22 protein-coding genes and 3 pseudogenes are annotated in these 23843 nt (G+C 58.4%); 11 read left to right on the top strand and 14 right to left on the bottom strand.

Annotated features, from left to right (window positions below; genetic code table 11):
• The first annotated feature begins 78 nt into the window (after positions 1 to 78).
• From ABOC21_RS19075 to ABOC21_RS19065, 3 genes are all read left to right on the top strand, one after another.
• Complete coding sequence (locus tag ABOC21_RS19075; protein ID WP_426812889.1) at positions 79 to 1470, top strand: M24 family metallopeptidase; 1392 nt, start codon at positions 79 to 81, stop codon at positions 1468 to 1470.
• Between the two features lie 87 nt (positions 1471 to 1557).
• On the top strand, positions 1558 to 1935 hold the full coding sequence (locus tag ABOC21_RS19070; RefSeq protein WP_426812888.1) for a VOC family protein: 378 nt from the start codon (positions 1558 to 1560) through the stop codon (positions 1933 to 1935).
• A gap of 49 nt (positions 1936 to 1984) precedes the next feature.
• A complete protein-coding gene (locus tag ABOC21_RS19065; protein ID WP_426812887.1) occupies positions 1985 to 2680 on the top strand; it encodes a helix-turn-helix transcriptional regulator in 696 nt (231 codons plus the stop codon).
• 52 nt (positions 2681 to 2732) lie between these two features.
• Here ABOC21_RS19065 and ABOC21_RS19060 read toward each other — a convergent pair whose 3' ends face one another.
• On the bottom strand, positions 2733 to 3617 hold the full coding sequence (locus ABOC21_RS19060) for a nucleoside-specific channel-forming protein Tsx (RefSeq protein WP_426812886.1): 885 nt from the start codon (positions 3615 to 3617) through the stop codon (positions 2733 to 2735).
• Positions 3618 to 3908: 291 nt separating this feature from the next.
• Positions 3909 to 4451 carry a DUF3251 domain-containing protein gene (locus ABOC21_RS19055; protein ID WP_426812885.1) on the bottom strand — a complete coding sequence of 181 codons (543 nt, stop codon included), beginning with the start codon at positions 4449 to 4451 and terminating at the stop codon, positions 3909 to 3911.
• A 148-nt stretch (positions 4452 to 4599) separates the two neighbouring features.
• Here ABOC21_RS19055 and nrdR point away from each other — a divergent pair, with 148 nt between their 5' ends.
• From nrdR to pgpA, 6 genes are all read left to right on the top strand, one after another.
• Positions 4600 to 5049 carry a transcriptional regulator NrdR gene (gene nrdR / locus ABOC21_RS19050; RefSeq protein WP_004858609.1) on the top strand — a complete coding sequence of 150 codons (450 nt, stop codon included), beginning with the start codon at positions 4600 to 4602 and terminating at the stop codon, positions 5047 to 5049.
• A 3-nt stretch (positions 5050 to 5052) separates the two neighbouring features.
• Positions 5053 to 6156, top strand: coding sequence for a bifunctional diaminohydroxyphosphoribosylaminopyrimidine deaminase/5-amino-6-(5-phosphoribosylamino)uracil reductase RibD (ribD, locus tag ABOC21_RS19045; protein WP_426812884.1), 1104 nt, complete (start codon positions 5053 to 5055; stop codon positions 6154 to 6156).
• 197 nt (positions 6157 to 6353) lie between these two features.
• Complete coding sequence (gene ribH / locus ABOC21_RS19040) at positions 6354 to 6824, top strand: 6,7-dimethyl-8-ribityllumazine synthase (protein ID WP_426812883.1); 471 nt, start codon at positions 6354 to 6356, stop codon at positions 6822 to 6824.
• Positions 6825 to 6846: 22 nt separating this feature from the next.
• Entirely contained in the window at positions 6847 to 7266 is a 420-nt protein-coding gene (gene nusB / locus ABOC21_RS19035; protein WP_045854201.1) for a transcription antitermination factor NusB, read from the top strand.
• A 96-nt stretch (positions 7267 to 7362) separates the two neighbouring features.
• Positions 7363 to 8340: a thiamine-phosphate kinase gene (thiL, locus tag ABOC21_RS19030; protein WP_426812882.1), complete on the top strand. Its 978-nt coding sequence runs from the start codon at positions 7363 to 7365 to the stop codon at positions 8338 to 8340.
• Between the two features lie 25 nt (positions 8341 to 8365).
• Positions 8366 to 8833 carry a phosphatidylglycerophosphatase A gene (pgpA, locus tag ABOC21_RS19025; protein WP_426815535.1) on the top strand — a complete coding sequence of 156 codons (468 nt, stop codon included), beginning with the start codon at positions 8366 to 8368 and terminating at the stop codon, positions 8831 to 8833.
• 58 nt (positions 8834 to 8891) lie between these two features.
• Here pgpA and ABOC21_RS19020 read toward each other — a convergent pair.
• The 4 genes and pseudogenes from ABOC21_RS19020 to xseB form a co-directional block, all read right to left on the bottom strand.
• Positions 8892 to 9865 (bottom strand): annotated as a pseudogene (locus ABOC21_RS19020) (aldo/keto reductase).
• 64 nt (positions 9866 to 9929) lie between these two features.
• Positions 9930 to 11793: pseudogene (gene dxs / locus ABOC21_RS19015) on the bottom strand (1-deoxy-D-xylulose-5-phosphate synthase).
• A gap of 18 nt (positions 11794 to 11811) precedes the next feature.
• Positions 11812 to 12711 (bottom strand): (2E,6E)-farnesyl diphosphate synthase, encoded by a 900-nt coding sequence (gene ispA / locus ABOC21_RS19010; RefSeq protein WP_426812881.1) that lies wholly within the window; start codon positions 12709 to 12711, stop codon positions 11812 to 11814.
• Positions 12712 to 12954 carry an exodeoxyribonuclease VII small subunit gene (xseB, locus tag ABOC21_RS19005; protein WP_426812880.1) on the bottom strand — a complete coding sequence of 81 codons (243 nt, stop codon included), beginning with the start codon at positions 12952 to 12954 and terminating at the stop codon, positions 12712 to 12714.
• A 285-nt stretch (positions 12955 to 13239) separates the two neighbouring features.
• On the opposite strand from xseB, the gene thiI reads away from it, so the two are divergent.
• A complete protein-coding gene (thiI, locus tag ABOC21_RS19000) occupies positions 13240 to 14688 on the top strand; it encodes a tRNA uracil 4-sulfurtransferase ThiI (protein ID WP_426812879.1) in 1449 nt (482 codons plus the stop codon).
• Between the two features lie 111 nt (positions 14689 to 14799).
• Here thiI and yajL read toward each other — a convergent pair whose 3' ends face one another.
• Together yajL and panE are read right to left on the bottom strand one after the other, a co-directional pair.
• Complete coding sequence (gene yajL, locus ABOC21_RS18995) at positions 14800 to 15393, bottom strand: protein deglycase YajL (RefSeq protein WP_426812878.1); 594 nt, start codon at positions 15391 to 15393, stop codon at positions 14800 to 14802.
• On the bottom strand, positions 15356 to 16267 hold the full coding sequence (panE, locus tag ABOC21_RS18990) for a 2-dehydropantoate 2-reductase (protein ID WP_426812877.1): 912 nt from the start codon (positions 16265 to 16267) through the stop codon (positions 15356 to 15358). The genes yajL and panE overlap by 38 nt, the downstream gene beginning before the upstream one ends.
• 198 nt (positions 16268 to 16465) lie before the next feature.
• Between panE and ABOC21_RS18985 the strand changes: the two genes are divergently transcribed.
• Positions 16466 to 16957, top strand: a complete 492-nt coding sequence (locus tag ABOC21_RS18985) for a YajQ family cyclic di-GMP-binding protein (protein WP_041144301.1) — start codon at positions 16466 to 16468, stop codon at positions 16955 to 16957.
• A gap of 27 nt (positions 16958 to 16984) precedes the next feature.
• Here the strand turns inward: ABOC21_RS18985 and ABOC21_RS18980 are convergent, their stop codons facing one another.
• From ABOC21_RS18980 to cyoB, 6 genes and pseudogenes are all read right to left on the bottom strand, one after another.
• Positions 16985 to 18349: an MFS transporter gene (locus ABOC21_RS18980; protein ID WP_426812876.1), complete on the bottom strand. Its 1365-nt coding sequence runs from the start codon at positions 18347 to 18349 to the stop codon at positions 16985 to 16987.
• 156 nt (positions 18350 to 18505) lie between these two features.
• The gene (locus ABOC21_RS18975; protein ID WP_426812875.1) at positions 18506 to 19684 is read right to left on the bottom strand and encodes a Gfo/Idh/MocA family protein; all 1179 of its coding nucleotides are present in this window, start codon (positions 19682 to 19684) and stop codon (positions 18506 to 18508) included.
• A gap of 328 nt (positions 19685 to 20012) precedes the next feature.
• Positions 20013 to 20900, bottom strand: coding sequence for a heme o synthase (gene cyoE / locus ABOC21_RS18970; protein WP_095094392.1), 888 nt, complete (start codon positions 20898 to 20900; stop codon positions 20013 to 20015).
• A gap of 11 nt (positions 20901 to 20911) precedes the next feature.
• Complete coding sequence (locus ABOC21_RS18965) at positions 20912 to 21241, bottom strand: cytochrome o ubiquinol oxidase subunit IV (protein ID WP_426812874.1); 330 nt, start codon at positions 21239 to 21241, stop codon at positions 20912 to 20914.
• Positions 21241 to 21852 carry a cytochrome o ubiquinol oxidase subunit III gene (locus tag ABOC21_RS18960; RefSeq protein ID WP_426812873.1) on the bottom strand — a complete coding sequence of 204 codons (612 nt, stop codon included), beginning with the start codon at positions 21850 to 21852 and terminating at the stop codon, positions 21241 to 21243. The genes ABOC21_RS18965 and ABOC21_RS18960 overlap by 1 nt, the downstream gene beginning before the upstream one ends.
• Positions 21842 to 23834 (bottom strand): annotated as a pseudogene (gene cyoB / locus ABOC21_RS18955) (cytochrome o ubiquinol oxidase subunit I). The gene ABOC21_RS18960 and the pseudogene cyoB overlap by 11 nt, the downstream one beginning before the upstream one ends.
• Positions 23835 to 23843 lie beyond the last annotated feature (9 nt).

Here is a 23843-nt window from a genome sequence, read left to right as displayed (position 1 = left end):
GCCGGGATTTTTTTATTACAGCTTCGCCAATTTTGGTTACTCTCCATTATCCGCATTTTATGACATGGAGTAACGCCAATGGCCGTCGTAACCCTCTCCGCAGTACCGCAACCGACCCTCTGGCACGACGTGCCCAGCGTGACGCTCAGCGATGAAACCTTACGCCAGCGCAAAGCAAAGGTGCTGACGCAGATGCGCCGGTGCGGCGTTGATACGCTGGTTGTGTATGCCGATAAAGAGCACGGCGGCAACTTTGAGTATCTCACCGGGTTTATTCCGCGTTTTGAAGAGGCGCTGCTGGTGCTGCACGGCGATGGCGAAGCGGTGCTGGTGCTGGGCAATGAAAACCTCAAGCTGGCGGCCAGCGCCCGTCTGGCGAACCGGGCGCTCCATGCGCCGTGGTTCTCGTTGCCAAATCAGCCGATGGACGGTGATAAAACGCTGGCGCAGCTGCTGCAGGAGGCCGGCGTGGAGGCCGGGAAAAACATCGGCCTGGCGGGCTGGAAGCTGTTTACCGGCAGCGCTGACGATACGGCGCAGATGTTCGATATCCCGGCCTTTATCGTCGATGCGCTGCGCCTCGCCGCCGGGCCGCAGGCGACGCTACGCAACGCCACGGGGATATTTATCGCCCCGGACGGTGGAGCGAGAACGCTCAACACCGCCAACGAGCTGGCGCATTACGAATATGGCGCTAACCTCGCGTCGACGGCGATCCTCACGGCGTTGAACGCCATCGAGCCGGGAAAAACGGAAAAACAGATCGGCGCGCTGCTGGCGGCGGAAGGCCAGCCCAACAACGTGGTGATGATAGCCGCCACCGGGGATCGCTTCGCCTACGCGAACCTTTATCCCGGCGATAAAGTCATTCAGGTCGGGGATAAATTCTCGCTGACCACCGGCTTTAAAGGGGGGCTGAGCAGCCGGGCGGCGTACGTGGTGCGCGACGACTCCGAGCTGGCGCCGGAGGTGGCGGACTATCTGCAGGTGGTGGCGAAACCCTATTTTTGCGCGGTGGTCAGCTGGCTGGAGAATCTGCGTATCGGCATGCGCGGCGGCGACATGTATGACCTTATCGAGCGGGTCCTGCCGAAGGCGGAGTACCGCTGGCATCTGAATCCGGGGCATCTGGTGGCCGATGAAGAGTGGCTCTGTTCGCCCATCGGGCCGAACTCCGACGCCCGCCTGCAGAGCGGGATGATCCTGCAAATCGACATTATTCCTTCGCGGGCGGGCTACGCCGGCGCCAGTATTGAAGACACCGTGGCGCTGGCGGACGACTCTCTGCGCCACGAGCTGGCGCAGGCCTATCCGGAGCTCTGGCAGCGTATCGTCGCCCGGCGTCGCTACATTCGGGAGCAGCTGGGGATTGCGCTGCCGGAGGAAGTGCTGCCGTTTTCCAACACCGTGGGCTATCTCCGTCCCTGGCTGCTGGATAAGCAGCGGGCCCTGGTTTGCTCGGCGGGTTAATCGCAGACGGCGATCGCTCCTGACAGTACGCTGTCAGGAGTCCTGCCGTAGACTCCTCCTGAACCCAAACAGTGGACAGGAGGATGTATGAACAACGTAATTAACTGGTTTGAAATTCCGGTCGCCGATATGGATCGCGCGGTGGCGTTTTATGAGCCGGTGCTGCAGGTGGCGCTGCGGCGGGAAAATATGGATGGCGCAGAAATGGCCGTTTTCCCGTATCAGGATCCGGCGCCCGGCGGCGCGCTGGCCAAGTTTGATGGGATTCAACCTGCCGACCAGGGATGCGTTATCTATCTGCATACTGACAATCTGGCCGCCACCCTTGACCGCGTAAATTCCGCCGGCGGGAGCTGCGTCTTTGGCCCGCTTGAGCTGGCGAACGATATAGGCGCCATCGCGCTGTTTATTGATAGCGAAGGTAACCGGCTTGGCCTGCATCAGCCGAAGAACCTGCCCCAGTAATGCTCAATGACGCCTGTGGGACAGCCCATGGACAATAAGAGAAACGAAAATGAGCCGACGCGCCGACCGCCTTTTTCAAATCGTGCAGATCCTACGGGGGAGAAGGCTAACCACCGCCGGGCTGCTGGCGGAGCGGCTCGGCGTATCGGAGCGCACCATCTATCGGGATATCCGCGACCTGTCGCTTTCCGGCGTGCCGGTGGAGGGCGAGACCGGCAGCGGATATCGCCTGCTGGCAGGCTACAGTTTACCGCCCCTGATGCTGACGACCCAGGAGTCGGAAGCGCTGGTGGCCGCCATTCGGCTGCTGCAAACCTGGGGAGGCGAATCGCTATCCCGGGCGCTGGAGTCGGCTCAGGAAAAGGTGCTCGCGATTTTACCTGAGGAGAGCCGGCGCAAGGCCGAGCAATCGCGGCTGTTTGCGCCGGACTTTGGCGTTCAGGGCTATAGCAAGGCGCAGTTCGATCTGGTGCATCGAGCGGTTTCCGGTCAGCGGGTGCTGGCGCTGCGCTATCGCGACGAAGCGGGAAAGGTATCGCAGCGCGAAGTGCTGCCGCTGGGACTCTTTTTCTGGGGCGAGCGCTGGCTGCTGGTGAGCTGGTGCGAGCTCCGCGATGATTACCGCTGCTTTCGTCTCGACCGTTGTCTGGAAGTGGCTGCCACCGGGCGCCTTTTCAGCGAGCGGGCCGACCGTTCATTGAGTGATTTTCTGCGTAAGGTGAGGTGCGAAGATCGTCAAGCATAAAGCGGGTCAATCGATCTCCCCGGCGCAGAGGCCGGGGAGCATCCAGGCAGGATTAGAAGTTGTAGCCCACCACGAAGTATCCACCCCAGCCGGTCGAGCGAACGTTGAAGTCGCCGTCGCCGAAGTTCAGATTCGCGTCATTCGCCCACTGGCCGCCGTTATGGAAGTAACGCGCCACGACCGAGTAGTGCCAGTGCGCGTAGTTCAGCGACAGGATGTGGCTGGAAGCGATGGAGTTGCTGGTGCGCGCGTGTTTGCCGTTCTGGTCGTAGAAGTTGTCATCGCCCAGATCGGAGCCCCAGTCAAAGTTGGTGAAGCCGATATAGCTCAGCGAGCCGCCCCACAGGTCGGTCAGCGGAACAAAGTATTTCACCTTGAAGCGGTAGCCATCCCACTCGTTTTCGTTGGATGCGCCGTAGTTCTGCCACTGGTATTTAGCGTAGACGTTCAGGGAGAGGCTCATTGGCAGGCCGGTATCGATGTCGGTACCCAGACCCATATACCAGGTGCTCTGACGACCGGACGCGTTGCGGCCCATATCGTAGATGTAGTTGTTAGCGAAATACCACTCTTTGAACGGACCGAAGCTCAGATCGGTATTGGTCAGCTTGTCGATGGAGAAACGCGGCTCAATTTCCATAAACAGCGGGGAACCGTGGTTCCAGATACCTTTCGCATTGGTGTTACCGCCGAAGAATACCGGTGCATCCATATAACCGTAGAAATCAAACCAGTCTTTCTTGGCAAACGCTTCGTATTCGAGGTAGGTATCGTTGCGGATTTGCGGCCCAAAACGGGTGTGGTAGCTACCCACCACGTTTACACTCTGGTGCCACCAATCAGACAGGTACTGCGGTTTGTCGTTTTCTGCCGCGCCGGCAGTGAAAGATGCGGAGAGCGCCACGACGGCGCTTGCTGCCAGTAATGTTTTTTTCATATTGATGCCACTGTTTAAATTGAGCCGAAAGGCGTGAAGAAATTTGCCGAAGCGTATCTAAATATTTCGTATTTCTGTGGCGTCTATTATAGGAATCATTGCTCACAAAAATACGTGTTGTTTCACATAACGAAAACATGCGTAATCGATTGCGTTCACGATTCTATGCATTTCTTGACAGAATGCCACTGAAATTCATCACTGATGCCTATTTTTTCTGAACTGTTACGAAAAATTGTAAATGGATTTTTGGCGGGGGAAGCCGGACGTCAGAAACGCCCGGCGGGGAGCTTACTGCGCGTCTGCGGGCTGAATATCGTGGATGCGTACGAAGCCTAACCGTTCCGGCGTGACGCCGCTGAGGCGTAGTGGAATGTCGACGTCGCTCGGCGCCAGAACGCTGGCGGGCGCGCTAATCAGCTGGTCGTGGACGTTGACCTCCCGGTAGCTCTCGGTGGTGCCGCTGATTTCCCCGGAGGCGACGGTTGCGCTAAACGCCGGCAGCGGATCGTTTGATTCGCCCTGAATACGCAGCGTCAGGCGGGTGCCGTCGCCGTCAGGGGTAATATCGCGCAGCGACATGCGCAGGGTGCCTATCTGGCTGTTCAGCCGGGCGGGTGTTTTCGCGGCGGGCAGCAGGTATACGCCGCTGCTGGACTTCGCGTTAAGGGCGTTTTGCTGGGTAATTTTCACCGTTTGCTGACTGAGCTCGGTCATCTCCTTGCTCAAGGTGCTTACGCTCTGATGCATCTGGCGAACTTCGCTTTGCTGAGCGCAGGCGCTGAGCGTAAAAAGGCTACCCACAATCGCCAGCTTCAAATAACGTCTTGTCATGGTCGGGATTCCGTTAACAGAGGGATGCTTAATGGTAGATCGTTTGCATAAGCGCACTATAGATCCTTTGTCTCAAAAGCTCTTTCTTTGTAGTCGGGTCACTTCGCGGTAAACTATCTGCCAGTTTAACTTGATGCCAGGACGCGCTATGCATTGCCCTTTCTGTTTCGCCGTAGATACTAAAGTGATCGACTCTCGCCTGGTGGGGGAGGGCTCTTCTGTGCGTCGTCGTCGGCAGTGCCTGGTCTGCAATGAACGCTTCACCACCTTCGAAGTGGCCGAGCTGGTGATGCCGCGAGTGGTAAAAAGCAACGACGTGCGCGAGCCCTTCAACGAAGATAAGCTGCGCAGCGGGATGCTTAAAGCGTTAGAAAAGCGCCCGGTCAGCGCCGACGATGTAGAAATGGCGCTCAACCACATCAAAACGCATCTGCGCGGCACCGGCGAACGCGAAGTTCCCAGCAAAATGATCGGTAACCTGGTGATGGAACAGCTGAAGAAGCTGGATAAAGTCGCCTACATCCGCTTTGCTTCCGTCTATCGCAGTTTTGAAGACATCAAAGAGTTCGGCGAAGAGATCGCCCGCTTACAGGATTAAGCCATGCATGACGAAATATACATGGCACGCGCGCTCAGGCTCGCCGCGCGCGGTCGCTTTACCACCCACCCGAACCCCAACGTCGGCTGCGTTATTGTCAAAGACGGCGAAATTGTCGGCGAAGGTTTCCACTACCGCGCCGGCGAGCCGCATGCCGAAGTGCACGCGCTGCGCATGGCCGGCGAAAGGGCCAAAGGCGCCACCGCCTACGTTACCCTGGAACCCTGCAGCCATCACGGGCGCACGCCGCCGTGCTGCGAGGCGCTGATCGCCGCAGGCGTTGCGCGGGTGGTGGCCGCGATGCAGGACCCCAACCCGCAGGTGGCCGGGCGCGGCCTGTATCGCCTGCAGCAGGAGGGCATCGACGTAAGCCACGGCCTGATGATGGGCGAGGCCGAAGCGCTAAATAAAGGCTTCCTGAAGCGGATGCGTACCGGCTTCCCCTATATCCAGCTAAAAATGGGCGCCTCGCTTGACGGCCGTACGGCAATGGCCAGCGGCGAAAGCCAGTGGATCACCTCGCCGCAGGCGCGACGCGACGTGCAGCGCCTGCGTGCGCAAAGCCATGCGATCCTCACCAGCAGCGCCACCGTCCTTGCGGATGACCCGGCGCTGACCGTGCGCTGGGACGAGCTCGCGCCTGATATTCAGGCGCGCTATCCGCAGGAGAATCTGCGCCAGCCGCTGCGCATTGTCATCGATAGCCAAAACCGCGTGACGCCGCAGCACCGCATCGTGCAGCAGGCGGGAGAAACGCTGTTTGCCCGCACCCGTGAGGATGCCCGCGAGTGGCCTGAGAACGTGCGGACTCTGCAGATCCCGGAGCATAAAGGCCATCTCGATCTGGTGGTGCTGATGATGCAGCTGGGCAAGCAGCAGGTTAACAGCATCTGGGTGGAGGCCGGTCCTGCTCTCGCCGGCGCGCTGCTGCAGGCGGGGCTGGTGGACGAGCTTATCGTCTACATTGCGCCTAAACTCTTAGGAAGCGATGCGCGCGGGCTCTGCGCGCTGCCGGGGCTTGAGAAGCTGGCCGATGCCCCCCATTTCACATTCACCGAGATACGCCACGTTGGCCCGGACGTGTGCCTGCATTTAGCGAGCGCATGATCTTCCTGCCAGACGGGGAAACCGCGCCAGTACGCCTGATTGTTCAGCATGCGACGAGAGGCTCAGCGAGGGACGAAGCCTGAAGAGAGGCCGGGCCGGCCGCCGCTCACGCCAGAGCAGTTTGCAGGATGAAGTGTATAAAATATTATGGTAGAATCCGCCCCCCTTGCGGGGCTAAATGAACCCGAAGGAAGAGTATGAACATTATTGAAGCTAACGTTGCTACCCCGGACGCTCGCGTCGCCATCACCATTGCGCGTTTCAACAACTTTATCAATGACAGCCTGCTGGAAGGTGCTATCGACGCCCTGAAGCGCATCGGTCAGGTAAAAGATGACAATATTACCGTTGTTTGGGTTCCAGGCGCGTACGAGCTGCCGCTGGCGGCTGGCGCACTGGCAAAAACCGGTAAATATGACGCGATAATTGCGCTGGGTACGGTGATCCGTGGGGGTACCGCGCACTTTGAATATGTGGCTGGCGGAGCAAGCAATGGCCTGGCGCACGTTGCCCAGGAAAGCGACATTCCGGTAGCCTTTGGTGTTCTGACCACCGAAAGCATTGAGCAAGCCATCGAACGCGCTGGCACCAAGGCCGGTAACAAGGGCGCAGAAGCTGCGCTGACCGCGCTGGAAATGATTAACGTATTGAAAGCCATCAAGGCCTGAATTTTTTTGTAAGGGGAATTCCGTGAAACCTGCTGCTCGTCGCCGCGCCCGTGAGTGTGCTGTCCAGGCGCTTTACTCCTGGCAGTTATCGAAAAACGACATCTCTGATGTTGAATACCAGTTCCTGGCGGAACAGGACGTTAAAGATGTCGACGTTCTGTATTTTCGCGAACTGCTGTCCGGAGTGGCGACTAACAGCGCATACCTCGACGGGCTGATGAAGCCGTACCTGTCTCGCCTGCTTGAAGAGCTGGGCCAGGTTGAGAAGGCGGTACTGCGTATCGCGCTGTTCGAACTGTCAAAACGTGACGATGTGCCGTACAAGGTCGCCATCAATGAAGCCATTGAGCTGGCGAAAACCTTCGGCGCTGAAGATAGTCACAAGTTTGTCAACGGCGTGCTGGATAAAGCAGCTCCGGCAATTCGTCCTAACAAAAAGTAAACTCCAGGCCGGGCTTTGCAGGACTCATCCTCGTGAACCCGGCCTTAGAGCCTATCCCGGTAGGCTCTCATTTTTTCTTCTGCTGAGGCATAACGTATGGCATGCGGCGAATTCTCCCTGATTGCCCGTTATTTTGATCGCGTAAAAAGCATGCGTCTCGATGTGGAAACCGGCATTGGTGACGACTGCGCGCTCCTGAATATTCCCGATAAAAAAACGCTGGCAATCAGCACCGACACCCTGGTGGCGGGCAACCATTTCTTACCGGATATCGATCCTGCCGATCTGGCCTATAAAGCGCTGGCCGTAAATCTGAGCGACCTTGCGGCGATGGGCGCGGAGCCGGCGTGGCTGACGCTGGCGCTGACGCTGCCGGAGGTGGACGAAGCGTGGCTGGAGTCCTTTAGCGATAGCCTGTTTATGCTGCTCAACTACTACGATATGCAGCTGATCGGCGGCGATACCACCCGCGGTCCGCTGTCGATGACGCTGGGTATCCACGGCTTTGTGCCGCCGGGACGCGCCCTCAAGCGCTCCGGGGCGAAGCCCGGCGACTGGATTTACGTGACCGGGACGCCCGGCGACAGCGCCGCCGGGCTGGCAATACTGCAGGAGCGGCTGGCGGTGGATGACGCCGCCGACGCCGACTATCTGCTGGCGCGCCATCTGCGCCCGATGCCGCGCGTGCTGCAGGGCCAGGCGCTGCGCGATCTGGCGAGCTCTGCTATCGACCTTTCCGACGGTCTGGTCTCCGATCTGGGCCATATCCTTAAAGCCAGCGGCTGCGGGGCGCGCATCGACCTCGACGCGATGCCGCTATCCGAGGCGCTGCAGCGCCAGGTTGCGTCGGAGACGGCCCTGCGCTGGGCGCTTTCCGGCGGCGAAGATTATGAGCTGTGCTTTACCGTACCTGAGCTCAACCGCGGCGCGCTTGAGGTGGCTATCGGCCAGCTAGGGGCGCGATTTACCTGTATTGGTCAGGTTGGCGCCGAAGCCGACGGCCTACAGTTTTTGCAGGAGGGTAAGCCGGTGAAGCTTGATTTAAAGGGGTACGATCACTTTGGTGCGCAGTAAAGATATCGCAAAAAGCCGCCTCAATATGCTGAATCCCTGGCATTTGCTGGCGACCGGTTTTGGCAGCGGGTTAAGCCCCGTGGTGCCCGGCACAATGGGCTCGCTGGCGGCGATTCCGTTCTGGTATCTGATGACGTTTCTGCCCTGGCAGCTCTATTCGCTGCTGGTGATGATGAGCATCTGTATTGGGGTCTATATCTGCCACCGCACGGCGAAAGATATGGGCACCCACGATCACGGCAGCATCGTCTGGGACGAGTTTGTCGGAATGTGGATAACCCTGATGGCGCTGCCGACGCTCGACTGGCAGTGGGTCGCCGCCGGATTCGTCATTTTCCGCATTTTCGATATGTGGAAGCCGTGGCCGATTCGCTGGTTCGACCGTAATATTCACGGCGGAATGGGGATCATGGTCGATGATATCGTCGCCGGCGTGATTTCGGCGGGCGTGCTGTACGTCATCGGCCATCACTGGCCGATCGGCCTTATCTGACGCCAAAACCCCGGCAGCGCCCTGCCTGCCGGGGTTTTGACTTAGCGCCGTCGACGGGTTATTTGAATCCGACTACCGGATGCGGCTGATACGGCGCCTCCAGCTTTTCTACCTGCTCCGGCGTCAGGGTTAAATCAACCGCGTTCAGCAGCTCATCCAGCTGCTCCTGACGCGAGGCGCCGATAATCGGCGCCGCCACGCCGGGCTTGCTCAGCAGCCACGCCAGAGCTACCTGCGCCCGCCCGACCCCCAGCTCCTCTGCAACTTCGGCGAGATTCGCCGCGATCAGCTCATCGTTGCTATCGGTGGCGCTGTACAGCGACTGGCCAAACTCGTCGGAGACCAGCCGCGCGGTGGTTTCCCCCCACGGGCGAGTCAGACGGCCGCGCGCCAGCGGGCTCCAGGGAATGATCGATACCCCTGCGCGGTTGCACAGCGGCAGCATTTCGTTCTCTTCTTCGCGGTAAATCAGGTTGTAATGATCCTGCATGGTGACGAAGCGCGCCCAGCCGTTACGCTCCTGCAGCTCCAGCGCCTGGGCAAACTGGCGGGCGTGCATCGACGAGGCGCCGATATAGCGCGCTTTACCCGCCTTCACCACCTCGTTCAACGCTTCAAGGGTCTCTTCAATCGGCGTGGTGTAGTCCCAGCGGTGGATCTGCAGGAGGTCGATATACTCCATTCCCAGGCGCCGCAGGCTGTCGTCGATAGAGCGCAGGATCTGCGCGCGGGAGAGGCCTTCCGGCAGATCGCCGACCTGGTGGTACACCTTGGTGGCGACCACCACCTCGTCGCGGCGGGCGAAGTCGCGCAGCGCGCGGCCGACGATCTCTTCGCTGCTGCCGTCAGAGTAGCTGTTTGCCGTATCGAAGAAGTTGATACCGCCTTCCAGCGCGCGCTGGATCAGCGGGCGGCTGCTCTCTTCCGGTAGCGTCCAGGCGTGTTTGCCCCATCCGGCTCGCCGAAGGTCATACAGCCGAGACAGAGTCGGGAAACCCGCAGGTTGGTTGCTTGAGGCGTGATGTATTGCATTGATATGCTCCTGCTATGCGCTAAAAAGGGTTTCTTTTAAGCATAGCAGGAGCCGTTGCGAGGGTTATGCGAGCCAGTCCGTGATTTTGGCTTCGATACCTGCGGCATCAAGACCGAGGTCGACGTGCACTTCTTCCTGGGTTCCCTGCGGAATAAAGAAGTCCGGCAGGCCGATATTCAGCACCGGCACCGGGCGACGGTGCGCCATCAGCAGTTCATTAACGCCGCTGCCCGCGCCGCCCATGATCGCGTTCTCTTCCAGGGTGACCAGCGCCTCGTGTCCGGCGGCCAGCTGCAAAATCAGTGCGTTATCAAGCGGTTTCACAAAGCGCATATCCACCAGCGTGGCGTTGAGCTTTTCCGCCACCTGAGCGGCTTCCGGCAGCATGGTGCCGAAGTTCAGGATCGCAATTTTCTCACCTTCGCGCTTAACGACGCCCTTGCCGATCGGCAGCAGGGCCAGCGGCTCCAGCTTCGCGCCGGTCCCGGTTCCGCGCGGATAGCGCACCGCGCTAGGGCCATCGCCGTAGTGATAGCCGGTATAGAGCATCTGGCGGCACTCGTTCTCGTCGCTCGGCGTCATGATCACCATCTCCGGAATGCAGCGCAGGAAGGAGAGGTCGAAGGCGCCCTGGTGCGTCTGACCGTCGGCGCCGACGATGCCGGCCCGGTCGATGGCAAACAGCACCGGCAGCTTCTGGATTGCGACGTCGTGAATCACCTGATCGTAAGCGCGCTGCAGGAAGGTGGAGTAAATGGCCACCACCGGCTTATAGTCGCCGATCGCCAGTCCGGCGGCAAAGGTCACCGCGTGCTGCTCGGCGATAGCCACGTCGAAATACTGGTCCGGGAATTTTTTCGAGAACTCGACCATCCCCGAGCCTTCGCGCATCGCCGGGGTCACGGCCATCAGCTTGCTATCTTTCGCCGCGGTTTCGCACAGCCAGTCGCCGAAAATCTTCGAATAAGAGGGCAGGCCGCCGCTGCTTTTCGGCAGCACCCCGCTGGTATGATCAAACTTAGGCACCGCGTGGAAAGTGATCGGGTCCTTTTCCGCCGGCTCATAGCCGCGGCCTTTTTTGGTCATAATATGCAGGAACTGCGGCCCTTTCAGATCGCGCATGTTCTTCAGCGTATTGACCAGCCCGAGTACGTCGTGGCCGTCCACCGGGCCGATGTAGTTAAAGCCCAGCTCTTCAAACAGGGTCCCGGGAACCACCATGCCTTTAATATGTTCTTCGGTGCGTTTGAGCAGCTCTTTAATCGGCGGCACGCCTGAGAAGACCTTCTTGCCGCCTTCGCGCAGGGTTGAGTAGAGCTTGCCGGAAAGCAGACTGCGCGAGATGATTATTCAGCGCGCCGACGTTCTCCGAAATCGACATTTCGTTGTCGTTGAGTACGACCAGCAGATCGGGTTTGATATCGCCCGCGTGGTTCATGGCCTCAAACGCCATACCGGCGGTGATCGCTCCGTCGCCAATAACGCAGACCGCGCGCCGCTGCTTATCTTCCTTCGCGGCGGCAATGGCGACCCCGATGCCCGCAGAAATGGAGGTCGATGAGTGTCCGACGCTCAGCACGTCATATTCGCTTTCGCCGCGCCACGGGAACGGGTGCAGGCCGCCTTTCTGCCGAATGGTGCCGATTTTGTCACGGCGGCCGGTCAGAATTTTATGCGGGTAGGCCTGGTGGCCGACGTCCCAGATCAGGCGATCGAAAGGGGTGTTATAGACGTAGTGAAGCGCCACGGTCAGTTCGACCGTGCCGAGGCCGGAGGCAAAATGCCCGCTGGAACGGCTGACGCTGTCCAGCAGGTAGCGCCGCAGTTCGTCGCACAGCTTCGGCAGGCTATCTTTCGGCAGCAAACGCAGCTCCTGGGTGGAATCTACCAGCGCCAGGGTCGGGTATTTGGCAATATCAAAACTCATCAGAGACTCATTTATTGTTTATTTATCGCGCTGAATTATGTAATTCGCGAGCGCTTCCAGTGCCGTTGTATCCAGAGATTGCGCGGCCAGCTCATTGAGCGACCGGCGGGCGTCTGCAATCAGGTCATGCGCTTTGTTCCGGGCTTGCTCAAGTCCCAGAAGCGCGGGGTAGGTGCTTTTGCCCAGCTGCTGATCGGCGCCCTGACGTTTGCCGAGGGTCGCAGTATCCCCTACCACGTCAAGAATGTCATCCTGGACCTGGAAGGCGAGGCCGATATTTTCCGCGTAGCGATCGAGCGCCGGCAGCGCCGCGCGGCCGCGTTCGCCGGCGCTCAGGGCGCCCATGCGCACCGCCGCGCGAATCAGCGCCCCGGTTTTATGGCGATGAATGCGCTTGAGCGCCTCGAGGTCAACCTGACGGCCTTCGGCTTCGAGATCCAGCGCCTGGCCGCCGCACATTCCGGCGACGCCGCTGGCCTGCGCCAGCTCGGAAACCATAGCCAGCCGGTCGCGATCCGGGACTTCCGGCATCGCCGCATCACTTAGTATAGAAAACGCCAGCGTTTGTAGGGCGTCTCCGGCAAGAATTGCGTTTGCTTCGCCAAATTTAATATGGCAGGTAGGCAGACCGCGGCGCAGATCGTCATCGTCCATGGCCGGCAGATCGTCATGCATCAGCGAATAGGCGTGGATGCACTCGACGGCTGCGGCCGGCGCGTCGAGGGTGGCGCGGCTGACGCCAAACATATCGCCGGTGGCGTACACCAGGAAGGGGCGCAGGCGCTTGCCGCCTAATAATGCGCCGTACTGCATGGCTTCAACCAGCGGAGTGTTCTGAAACGGCAGCGGCGCGAGAAAACGGCGCAGCGCGTCGTTAGCCTGCACAACGCAGGCCTGTAGCTGTTGCGGGAAATCCATCTATTCAGCGTCCGGCGTAAAGGGCGTCAGCGGCGTATCTTCGCTCTCTGCCAGCAGAATTTGTACGCGCTGCTCGGCCTGCTGCAGCCTGGCCTGTCCCTGACGCGCCAGCTGCACGCCGCGCTCAAACTCGCCGAGCGCTTCCTCTAACGGCAGCGCGCCGCTTTCCAGACGATTGACGATCTGCTCCAGCTCGCTGAGGGCAGTTTCAAAGCTGGCCGAGGCCTCATTTTTCTTTGGCATAGTGAATATAGACTCTTGTTATGTCGCGACAGCAGTATGGTAACGAAGTCACGTGGTTAAGCAAATATGCGCCTTGTCCGGCAAGCGGCCCCGGCCTAAGCCTGATGCGCTCCCGGCGAACGTTTCGCCCCGGCTGCGGCAGATGATTTAGCGTAAAACACGCAATGCCAGGTGAAAAGCTTCCATTAGTGGTATACTTCGCGCCCTGGATGCAGGCACCGCGGTGCGCTGCAGTACATCTTTTGCTTAAAGCCCTGTTGGGCTTGCCAACGAACTATTGTCGCCATGAAGTTTATCATTAAATTGTTCCCGGAAATCACCATCAAAAGCCAATCTGTGCGATTGCGCTTCATTAAAATCTTAACCGGGAACATTCGTAACGTTCTCAAAAACTATGATGAGACGCTCGCCGTCGTTCGTCATTGGGATCATATCGAAGTTCGCGCGAAAGACGAAAATCAACGTCCGGCTATTCGCGATGCGCTGACCCGAATTCCCGGCATTCACCATATCCTCGAAGTTGAAGACGTCCCTTTCACTTCGCTGCACGATATTTTCGAGCAAACGCTGCCGCTATGGCGTGAGACGCTGGAAGGTAAAACCTTCTGCGTGCGCGTCAAGCGTCGCGGTAAACATGAGTTTACCTCTATCGAAGCGGAACGCTACGTCGGCGGCGGTCTGAACCAGCATATCGAGACGGCCCGCGTTAAGCTGACCAACCCGGATATTACCGTCAATCTGGAGATCGAAAACGATCGCCTGCTGCTGGTGAAAGGGCGCTATGAAGGCATCGGCGGTTTCCCAATCGGCACCCAGGAAGACGTGCTGTCGCTGATCTCCGGCGGCTTCGATTCCGGCGTCTCCAGCTACATGCTGATGCGTCGCGGCTGCCGCGTACACTACTGCTTCTTTAACCTCGGCGGCGCGGCGCACGAAATCGGCGTTCGTCAGGTCGCGCACTATCTGTGGAACCGCTTCGGCAGCTCCCACCGCGTGCGTTTTGTGGCGATTAACTTCGAGCCGGTGGTCGGTGAGATCCTCGAAAAAGTCGACGATGGCCAGATGGGCGTCGTGCTTAAGCGCATGATGGTTCGCGCGGCCTCTCAGGTAGCCGAGCGCTACGGCGTGCAGGCGCTGGTGACCGGCGAAGCGCTGGGCCAGGTATCCAGCCAGACTCTGACCAACCTGCGGCTGATCGATAACGTCTCCGATACGCTGATCCTGCGTCCGCTGATCTCTCACGATAAAGAGCACATCATCAACCTGGCGCGCGAGATCGGTACCGAAGACTTTGCCCGCACCATGCCGGAATACTGCGGCGTGATCTCGAAAAGCCCGACCGTGAAGGCGGTGAAGGCGAAGATCGAAGCGGAAGAGCAGAACTTCGATTTCAGCATCCTCGATAAGGTGGTGGCGGAAGCCAATAACGTCGATATTCGCGAGATCGCCCAGCAGACTCAGCAGGAAGTGGTTGAGGTTGAAACCGTCAGCGGCTTTGGCCCGAACGACGTGATTCTGGATATTCGCTCGGTTGACGAGCAGGATGACAGGCCGCTGAAGGTGGAAGGCATTGACGTGGTTTCGCTGCCGTTCTACAAGCTGAGCACCCAGTTCGGCAACCTCGACCAGAGCAAAACCTGGCTGCTGTGGTGCGAGCGCGGGGTAATGAGCCGCCTGCAGGCGCTCTATCTGCGCGAGCAGGGCTTTGAGAACGTGAAGGTCTATCGCCCGTAACCTGCGGATCGCGACGGTCACCCCGTGAAGCGCCGCCCGGCGCGAGCGGGGGAAGTCCCGGATAGCGGCAATCGTGCCTTATCCGGGCGACCGATCCTGGCCCATATCGGATCAGGCTTCGTAGAAGTTATAGATTCCCGCCGCCATCACCAGCTGTGAAGCGACCTCGTGGGCTTTTTCACGACTGACCAGCAGATCGATCATTTTGAGCGCAAAATCAATCGCCGTTCCCGGCCCCTGGCTGGTGAGCAGGTTAACCCGCGGATCCCAGACCACGCGCTTATCCTGCCACTGCTCCGCGGGGATCTGCTCCTTCAGCGCCGGAAAGCCGGTCATGTTGCCGATGGGGAACAGATTATGCGGGACCAGCACCGTGGCTGCAGCGGCGCAGATGGCGGCGACGATCCGCCCGGAGAGATGGAACTGCCGGACCGTTTCCACCAGCAGCGGGCTGTCGCGGAAGTATTCCGCGCCCTTGATACCGCCGGGCAGGACGATAATGTCATAATCGCCGTCGGCAACTTCCACCAGCGGCGCATCGGCCAGCAGCTTCACGCCGCGCGAGCAGACAATCGTCAGGCTGCCGTCGCCGGCGACGCTGGCGGTGGTGACCTGCACCCCGCCGCGTACGAGTAAATCGATAGCGGTGACCGCTTCCGTCTCTTCGCTACCAGGGGCGAGGCAAATCAGTGCCGACGCGCTCATATTCATTCTCCTTCCGCTTTACCAGTTCATACATGCGGGCGTTTTCCGGTACGGCAAGGCCGTGGGCGCGGGCGCGCTTAAGCAGAAAACCGGTGATATAGTCGATTTCCGTGTGACGCTGAGCGCGGATATCCTGCAGCATCGAAGAGATATTTTCTGCCGTACTTTCAATTACCTGGTGGACATAAAATAGCAGGTTTTCCGGCGATGTATGTAATCCTTCGCGCTCCATCACCGCGGCGACCTCCCGGCAGATAGTCTCCACTTCCGCCGCCGCGTCGCGCAAATCGCCGTTTTTGCAGTTGCGTAGCGCCGTCAGCGGATTAATCACGCAGTTGACCGCCAGCTTGCTCCAGAGCGCCGGCTGGATATTATTGTGCCAGGCCACGTCCGGCAGGACGTTTTGCAGCGTATCGGCAAGCGCGCTGTAGTCCTGCGGATAGGTCTTTGCCGGGCCAATATGGGTGGTGCCGTTAGCCACGTGGACGATAACGTTGCCATCGCGCCGCGCGGCCTGAGTGGTTGAAGCCAGCAGCAGGGGCTGCCTGACGCCTTTCAGCTCATCGACGGTGCCCATTCCGTTATGGATAAGCAGTATCGGGGAAGAGGCGGGCAGACGATCGGCGAGGTTTTTTACCGCCGTAGAGACCTGCCAGGCCTTCAGGGTGACCAGCAGCAGGTCGCTGCTGGCGAGAAAATCGGGATCGTTGGCGGTTAACGACTCGTTGAAAATGCTGCCGTCAGTCTCAAGCAGATTGACGCTGCAGAAAGGCTGTGGGACGCGTAGCCACCCCTGGACTTCATGTCCCTGTTTACACAGCGCGGTCAGCCACAGCTGCCCAAGCGCACCGCATCCGAGTACGGTTACCTTCATTAATCCTCCTCACCTGCGACAATCCCAGGCACTCATAGCTAAAGTATATACTCGTTGTCCTTCCGGCTGCAGCCAATGCCGCCGCGGCGGGAAAAACCTGGAGCATAGCGCCGTCAGCTATGCTTGCGGGATAACCAGTTGAGTTATGCCGTGTTGCAGGTATTATGCAACGCAAAAGAAACGAAAGGAGAGGAAAAGATGCCATCTTTCGATATTGTCTCTGAAGTCGATCTTCAGGAAGTTCGAAACGCCGTAGAGAACGCGACCCGTGAAGTTGAATCGCGTTTTGATTTTCGCAACGTGGAAGCCAGCTTTGAGCTGAACGAAAAAAATGAGACCATCAAGGTTCTCAGCGAGTCTGATTTCCAGATTAACCAGCTGCTGGATATTCTGCGCGCTAAGCTGCTGAAGCGCGGCATCGAGGGCAGCTCTCTCGAGGTGCCGGAAGAGTTTGTGCACAGCGGCAAAACCTGGTTTGTCGATGCCAAACTGAAGCAGGGCATTGAGAGCACGATGCAGAAAAAAATCGTTAAGCTCATCAAAGACAGCAAGCTGAAGGTGCAGGCGCAGATTCAGGGCGAAGAGATCCGCGTGACCGGCAAGGCGCGTGACGATCTGCAGGCGGTAATGGCGCTGGTGCGCGGCGGCGATTTGGGCCAGCCGTTCCAGTTCAAGAACTTCCGCGACTAATAAAAAAGCGGGTTATCCCCGCTTTTTTTAACTGCCTTTTATCGCCTGCTCAACCTCGAAGCGATTGGTCAGCTTGCTGTCGATTTTGACGTAGACCGAACGCTCTTCGGCCACCACCAGCGCCTGTTTTACCCCGTCGAGGGTCAGCAGACGCGTCTGTAGGGTATCATCCACGCCCACGTCGCCCGGAATTTCAATCCTCAGACTGCTGACGTACGGCGGTTCGCTCATCGTTCCGGCAACCAGCAGCCACAGCATCGCCAGCAGCGCGCCGAGCAGGAACACGGTTTGCGAATCGAAGAAGCCGTCAACCCAGCCGCCGAGCGCGCCGCCAATCGCTACGCCGAGAAACTGGCTGGTGGAGTAGATGCCCATCGCGGTGCCTTTGTATCCGGCCGGCGACTCCTTGCTAATCAACGACGGCAGCAGCGCTTCCAGCAGGTTAAAGGCAAGGAAGAACAGCTGAACCCCTGCCACCAGCTCCCAGAAGTATCCGCCCGCGCCCCACAGAACGATTTCGGCCACCAGCAGCAGCGCGACGCAGAACAGAAAGACGTGCTTCATCTTGCGCTTCACTTCGGCATAGATGATAAACGGCACGACCGAGACAAAAGAGATAAGCATGGTCACCAGATAAATCTTCCAGTGCTCGGCGGCGGGGAAACCCGCGGCCTCCAGCTGGCCGGGAAGGGCGACGAACGTCGACATCAGCATGATATGCAGGCACATAATGCCGAAATTGAGCTTCAGCAGCTTTGGCTCGACGAGGACTTTGCGAAAACAGTCTTTTACCATGCCTGATTCGCGGTTCAGAACGTGATTATGGCTGTTGGGCACCACCCACAGGGTGAGCAGAATGCCGATTGACGCCAGTCCGGCGATCATCCAGAACAGGGCGTGCAGGCCCAGCTGGTGGGTGACTATCGGCCCCAGCACCATGGCGATAGCAAAGGTCACGCCGAAGCTGACGCCAATAAAAGCCATCGCTTTCGTGCGGTTCTGCTCGCGGGTTAAATCGGAAAGGAGCGCCATGACCGCGGCGGCTATCGCCCCGGAGCCCTGCAGCGCCCGGCCGAGAATAATGCCCCAGATGGAGTTGCTGAGCGCGGCGATAACGCTGCCGATAACGAAGATCAGCAGGCCGCCGACGATCAGCGGCTTACGGCCGATACGATCGGAAAGCAGGCCGAACGGGATCTGAAACAGGGCCTGGGCCAGTCCATAAATACCAATCGCCAGGCCAATAAGCGCCTCGCTGGCGCCCTGTAATGCCATACCATAGGTGGTCAGAACCGGCAGAACCATAAACATGCCGAGCATACGCAGCGAGAATACGGTCCCTAAACCCCAGGTCGCGCGCAGTTCACCTGGCGTCATTTTGTTATCGTTCATTACCACCTCAATCGAAAAACTGCGCCTAGTGTAGTGGGGGGAGCTGAAAGCGTAAATAAATGTTTGTTTAACAGATATTACCGGTGTGTAGCGCGGTGAGGTAAGTACGGCAGAAATAAAGAAACCGGTGGAGGAACCCCCACCGGGATACAGCATTTATTGTAAATTGAAGTCAACCCACTGGCCGCCGGCGTCGGCGGACTTCACGCACTGTTCAACCCAGTAGACGCCGTGCAGGCCGGCTTCGACGTTCGGATACCAGAAGTCTGCCAGCAGTTCAGCGTCGCCGCGATCCGTCGCATCCATCGCGATAGCGAAGCGGCGGTAGAGGTTTGCCCAGGCTTCGAACAGCCCCTCCGGATGGCCGCCGCCGATGCGATCGTCCGCCAGCGCCTCGCGGCTGAGATAGGGCATTCCGCGCTCGAGGATCCGCGCCGGTTCGCCCTGCACCTCGTAGCTGAGCTGATTGGGGCGCTCATCCCACCATTCGATACTCGCCTTTTCACCGACCACGCGCACCTTTTGCGAATGCATGGCGCCGCTGTTGATCGCGCTGGTCCACATCGAAGCGACGGCGCCGTTGTCGTACTCCATCAGCACGAAGGCGTTATCCTCCAGCGGCGCCCGCGATTTAACGAAGCTCTGGCGGGAGCACATCAGGCGCTTAATGTTGAGCTGCGGAACCATGGTTTCAGCGATAAACAGCGGGTGCGTGGCGAGGTCGCCCAGCACGTAGCTCGGGCCCGCGTACTCCGGCGTCACCCGCCAGCGGGTCGATTCCGCCTGCAGCTCGACCGCCTCGTTATGAAAGCCGTGGGCGAACTGCATGGTGATCACCCGAATCTGACCGAGCAGCCCTTCGGCGATCATCTGCCGCGCCTGCTGGACCATCTGATATCCGGCATAGCCGTAGGTGACGCCGACGATTTTGTTCTGTCGGCGGCTCAGGGCCAGCAGCTCGTTGGCTTCGGCGGCGGTGAAGCACAGCGGCTTTTCGCAGATAACGTGCAGCCCGGCCTCCAGCGCGGCTTTGGCGATCGCAAAGTGGGTATTATTTGGCGTGGTGACCGACACCGCCTCAACGCCGTCGGGACGCAGCGCCTCCTCGCGGAACAGGGTTTGATAATCGGCGTAGCAGCGCTCTGGCGCGATGCCGAGCTGCTGGCCAAACCGGCGTCCGCGTTCGGCATCGATATCGAGCGCCCCCGCCAGCAGGGTAAAGACGCCGTCGCGCAGCGCCGCAGAGCGGTGGCTGTAGCCAATCTGGCTGGTGCCGCCGCCGCCGACCATCCCCCAGCGCAGGGAACGGGGCAGGGGTTTCATGCCGTTTAACATGGAGCTCTCCTTTTAAAAAACACGGGTGTCTGAGGGGACGTTGAGTGAATCCTGCCGCCTGCGCCGTCGACGGGGCAGATTTCGGCATCCACATTATGGAATGGTTTATTTCATTTTATTATTTATTTGAAATTTATTTTTCGTTTGTGCGAGAGCGATCGAAAAATGGCCATAGCCGGAGAGGGCCGGAGAGAAAGAAAAGCGCAGGGGAGGGGAGGTTGTTCGCCGGGTAACAGGGCGGCATGTCCGGCGGGCAGGCGATGCTGATTAGCTAAGCGAGACAAATAAAAAACCCCGCCGGAGCGGGGTTTGTCAGCGAGCGACAATCTTATCCGACGTAGGCCAGCAGATTGTGCGAATTCGGCACCATAAAGTCGACGGACATCATTACCGACAGCGCGGTAATGGCGACGATGGAAAAGACGAACAGCTTACGCGCCCAGACTTTATCATCGGCCACTTTGTAACCGCGCAGCGCCATACCCAGCCACCAGACGCTCACCGCGGCCGCCACTACCAGGTATTTGTACCCGGCATAACCGCCCAGAGAGAGCATCAGCGTCGCTACGGCGAAGGCAATGATGTAGACGGTGATATGGTTTTTGGCAACCGAGATACCTTTCACTACCGGCAGAACCGGAATGTTCGCCGCCTGATAATCCTTGAAGCGGAAAATCGCGATGGCATAGGAGTGAGGCATCTGCCACAGGCTAAAGATAGCCAGCAGAATGGCGGCACCGCTATCAAAATCACCGGTAACCGCACAGTAGCCAATCACCGGCGGCGCAGCGCCGGAGAGAGAACCAATCAGCGTGCCGTAGACGGAGTGGCGTTTCATGTACAGGCTGTAGACGCCGACATAAACCACGAACCCCATCACCCCCAGCCAGCAGGCGAGGGGGTTAGCGCCAAACCACAGGAGCATGAAGCCAGCAATACCCAGCAAGGTGGCGTATACCAGCGAAGCTCCTGGCGAGATCAGCCCTTTGACCAGCACCCGGTTTTTCGTCCGTTCCATCTTACGATCGATATCACGGTCGATGTAGTTGTTGAATACACAACCCGAGGCGACCACCAGGGACACGCCGAGGAGCGTCCAGGCGAACAGTGGATAGTCGATGTGGCCCTTAGAGGCCAGCAGGAAACCGCCGATCACCGAGATCAGGTTACCGAAAATGATGCCAGGTTTCGTTACTTGCAGGTATTGCTTAAACATACTCGCCGCTCTTAGTGCATCATCATGTTGTAGTTCAGGTTCCACATAATCCAGATGGAGCCGACAACAACGATAGCAATGATGATTACGGTGAAGATAAACGCGGTCAGGTTCCAACCTTCGTCAGATTTGCTGTTCATGTGCAGGAAGTACACCAGGTGTACCACGATCTGCACAACAGCAGTGACCAGGATAGTCCCCAGAATAGCCGCATGCGATGCGGAGCCACTCATAACCATCGCAAACGGAATGACCGTCAGAATGATCGACAGGATAAAACCTGTCATGTAGCTCTTAACGCTGCCGTGAGAAGCGCCGTTATGATCGGTAGAATGACTCATTACATTGCCCCCATCAGATAAACAACAGAGAACACGCAGATCCACACCACGTCCAGGAAGTGCCAGAACAGGCTCAGGCACATGATACGGGTACGGTTAGTTGGGGTCAGGCCGCGACGCGAAACCTGGAACATCAGCACCGCCATCCAGATAAGACCGGAGGTGACGTGCAGACCGTGCGTGCCGACCAGCGCGAAGAACGCTGACAGGAAGCCGCTGCGATCCGGACCCATACCTTCAACAATCAGGTGATGGAATTCATAGAGTTCCATCGCGATGAACCCTGCCCCGAAGAGGAAGGTCAGCGCCAGCCAGGAAACGACCTGGCTCTTGTTGTTTTTGTACATGGCGATAGCCGCCATGCCGTAGGTGATGGAGCTGAACAGCAGCAGAGCAGTTTCAACCAGAACGAACGGCAGTTCGAAAATATCTTTACCGCTCGGTCCGCCCGCGGTGCCGTTCACCAGAACGGCATAGGTGGCGAACAGGCTAGCGAAGATAATGCAGTCGCTCATCAGGTAGATCCAGAAGCCGAATACCTTCATCGGCCCTGTATCGTGATGCCCGTGGTCGTGTCCGTGGGCGTTATGCGCAAGAGTATCAGTTGCCATTTTTCAGCCCCGCTTTGTTAATTTCATCGAAATGCTGACCTTCCAGTTTTTCGACTTCTGCAACCGGCACGTAGTAATCCACGTCTTCGTCAAAGCTCTTAATAATCCAGGTCGCAACGATGCCGATAAAGCTAGCAATCGCCATCCACCAGATATGCCAGATCATCGCGAAACCAAACACCGTAGCGAAGGCAGCAATAACGATGCCGGCGCCGCTGTTTTTCGGCATATGAATCTCTTCATAGCCAGCAGGTTTCTTGTACGCTTCGCCTTTTTCTTTCATTTCCCAGAACGCATCGCGCTCGTGGATCTGCGGAACGATAGCAAAGTTATAGAACGGCGGAGGTGAAGAGGTTGCCCACTCCAGCGTACGGCCGCCCCACGGGTCACCGGTCAGGTCGCGGTTCTGCTCGCGATCGCGGATGGAGACGTAGAACTGAGTTAGCTGGCAGATGATACCGCAAGCGATCAGCGCCGCGCCGCAGGCTGCAACAACCAGCATCGGGTGGAACTGCGGATCGATTTGCTGGCTCAGACGACGGGTCATCCCCATGAAGCCCAGCACGTACAGCGGCATAAACGCCACGAAGAAACCGATGATCCAGAACCAGAACGCGCGTACGCCCCAGGTTTCGTTCAGCGTGAAGCCGAAGGCTTTTGGCCACCAGTAGGTCAGACCTGCGAAGCAGCCGAAGACCACGCCGCCGATAATCACGTTATGGAAGTGGGCAATCAGGAACAGGCTGTTGTGCAGAACGAAGTCCGCGCCCGGTACCGCCAGCAGTACACCGGTCATGCCGCCTACGGAGAAAGTGACGATGAAGCCGATAGTCCACAGCATGGCAGAGTTCAGGACGATACGGCCCTGGTACATGGTGAACAGCCAGTTGAAGATCTTCACCCCGGTCGGGATGGCGATAATCATGGTCGTAATACCGAAGAAGGCGTTGACGTTCGCGCCGGCACCCATAGTGAAAAAGTGGTGCAGCCAAACGATGAACGACAGAACGGTAATACAAATGGTTGCCCATACCAGCGAGGTATAGCCGAACAGACGCTTACGCGAGAAGGTCGCTGCGATTTCGGAGAACACGCCGAATACCGGCAGAACCAGAATGTACACTTCCGGGTGGCCCCAGGCCCAAATCAGGTTGATGTACATCATCATGTTGCCACCCATATCGTTGGTAAAGAAATGGGTGCCCAGGTAGCGGTCCAGGGTCAGCAGCGCGACGGTGACGGTCAGAATTGGGAAGGAAGCAATAATCAGGATGTTGGCGCACAGAGATGCCCAGGCGAATACCGGCATCTTGAACATCGTCATGCCAGGGGCACGCATCTTGATAATGGTCACAAAGAAGTTAATACCGGTTAAGGTTGTCCCGATACCGGAGAGTCTGAAGCGCCCAAATCCAGTAATCGACCCCAACGCCCGGACTGTATTCGATTCCCGATAGCGGCGGGTAGGCCAGCCAACCGGTCTGCGCGAACTCACCGACGCCCAGAGAGAGGTTAACCAGAATTACGCCCACAACGGTGAACCAGAAGCTCAGGTTGTTAAGGAACGGGAACGCCACGTCGCGCGCGCCGAGCTGCAGCGGAACAACGAGGTTCATCAGACCGATAACAAACGGCATTGCTACGAAGAAGATCATGATAACGCCGTGGGCGGTAAAGATCTGATCGTAGTGGTGAGGCGGCAGGAAGCCCGCATCTCCGGCCGAGGCCAGTACCTGCTGGCTACGCATCATGACGGCATCAGCAAAGCCACGCAGCAGCATAACGATTGCTACAATGACGTACATGATACCGAGTCGTTTGTGGTCGACCGAAGTCAGCCACTCTTTCCAAAGGTAGGACCACTTACCGAAGTAAGTGATTGCCGCCAGAAGCGCCAGTCCCCCGATGATGATTGCAGCTACCGTAATCACGATAATAGGTTCGTGATAGGGCACTGCATCCAGTGTAAGTTTTCCGAACATCGTTTTCTT

The sequence above is a fragment of the Klebsiella sp. WOUb02 genome (genome assembly GCF_050058015.1).
Classification (GTDB): domain Bacteria; phylum Pseudomonadota; class Gammaproteobacteria; order Enterobacterales; family Enterobacteriaceae; genus Klebsiella.
Note: the sequence above shows the minus strand (reverse complement) of the source record. Positions and strands in the feature narration are given on the sequence as shown.

Coding starts and splice junctions, on each gene's coding strand:
- ribH (WP_426812883.1), top strand. CDS start 6,354: ATGAACATTATTGAAGCTAACGTTGCTACCCCGGACGCTCGCGTCGCC.
- xseB (WP_426812880.1), bottom strand. CDS start 12,954: ATGCCAAAGAAAAATGAGGCCTCGGCCAGCTTTGAAACTGCCCTCAGC.
- ABOC21_RS19075 (WP_426812889.1), top strand. CDS start 79: ATGGCCGTCGTAACCCTCTCCGCAGTACCGCAACCGACCCTCTGGCAC.
- ABOC21_RS18980 (WP_426812876.1), bottom strand. CDS start 18,349: ATGAACGATAACAAAATGACGCCAGGTGAACTGCGCGCGACCTGGGGT.
- ABOC21_RS18985 (WP_041144301.1), top strand. CDS start 16,466: ATGCCATCTTTCGATATTGTCTCTGAAGTCGATCTTCAGGAAGTTCGA.
- yajL (WP_426812878.1), bottom strand. CDS start 15,393: ATGAGCGCGTCGGCACTGATTTGCCTCGCCCCTGGTAGCGAAGAGACG.
- ispA (WP_426812881.1), bottom strand. CDS start 12,711: ATGGATTTCCCGCAACAGCTACAGGCCTGCGTTGTGCAGGCTAACGAC.
- ABOC21_RS19055 (WP_426812885.1), bottom strand. CDS start 4,451: ATGACAAGACGTTATTTGAAGCTGGCGATTGTGGGTAGCCTTTTTACG.
- pgpA (WP_426815535.1), top strand. CDS start 8,366: ATGCTGAATCCCTGGCATTTGCTGGCGACCGGTTTTGGCAGCGGGTTA.
- ABOC21_RS18965 (WP_426812874.1), bottom strand. CDS start 21,241: ATGAGTCATTCTACCGATCATAACGGCGCTTCTCACGGCAGCGTTAAG.
- panE (WP_426812877.1), bottom strand. CDS start 16,267: ATGAAGGTAACCGTACTCGGATGCGGTGCGCTTGGGCAGCTGTGGCTG.
- ABOC21_RS18960 (WP_426812873.1), bottom strand. CDS start 21,852: ATGGCAACTGATACTCTTGCGCATAACGCCCACGGACACGACCACGGG.
- ABOC21_RS18975 (WP_426812875.1), bottom strand. CDS start 19,684: ATGTTAAACGGCATGAAACCCCTGCCCCGTTCCCTGCGCTGGGGGATG.
- ABOC21_RS19065 (WP_426812887.1), top strand. CDS start 1,985: ATGAGCCGACGCGCCGACCGCCTTTTTCAAATCGTGCAGATCCTACGG.
- thiI (WP_426812879.1), top strand. CDS start 13,240: ATGAAGTTTATCATTAAATTGTTCCCGGAAATCACCATCAAAAGCCAA.
- thiL (WP_426812882.1), top strand. CDS start 7,363: ATGGCATGCGGCGAATTCTCCCTGATTGCCCGTTATTTTGATCGCGTA.
- ribD (WP_426812884.1), top strand. CDS start 5,053: ATGCATGACGAAATATACATGGCACGCGCGCTCAGGCTCGCCGCGCGC.
- ABOC21_RS19070 (WP_426812888.1), top strand. CDS start 1,558: ATGAACAACGTAATTAACTGGTTTGAAATTCCGGTCGCCGATATGGAT.
- cyoE (WP_095094392.1), bottom strand. CDS start 20,900: ATGTTTAAGCAATACCTGCAAGTAACGAAACCTGGCATCATTTTCGGT.
- nrdR (WP_004858609.1), top strand. CDS start 4,600: ATGCATTGCCCTTTCTGTTTCGCCGTAGATACTAAAGTGATCGACTCT.
- ABOC21_RS19060 (WP_426812886.1), bottom strand. CDS start 3,617: ATGAAAAAAACATTACTGGCAGCAAGCGCCGTCGTGGCGCTCTCCGCA.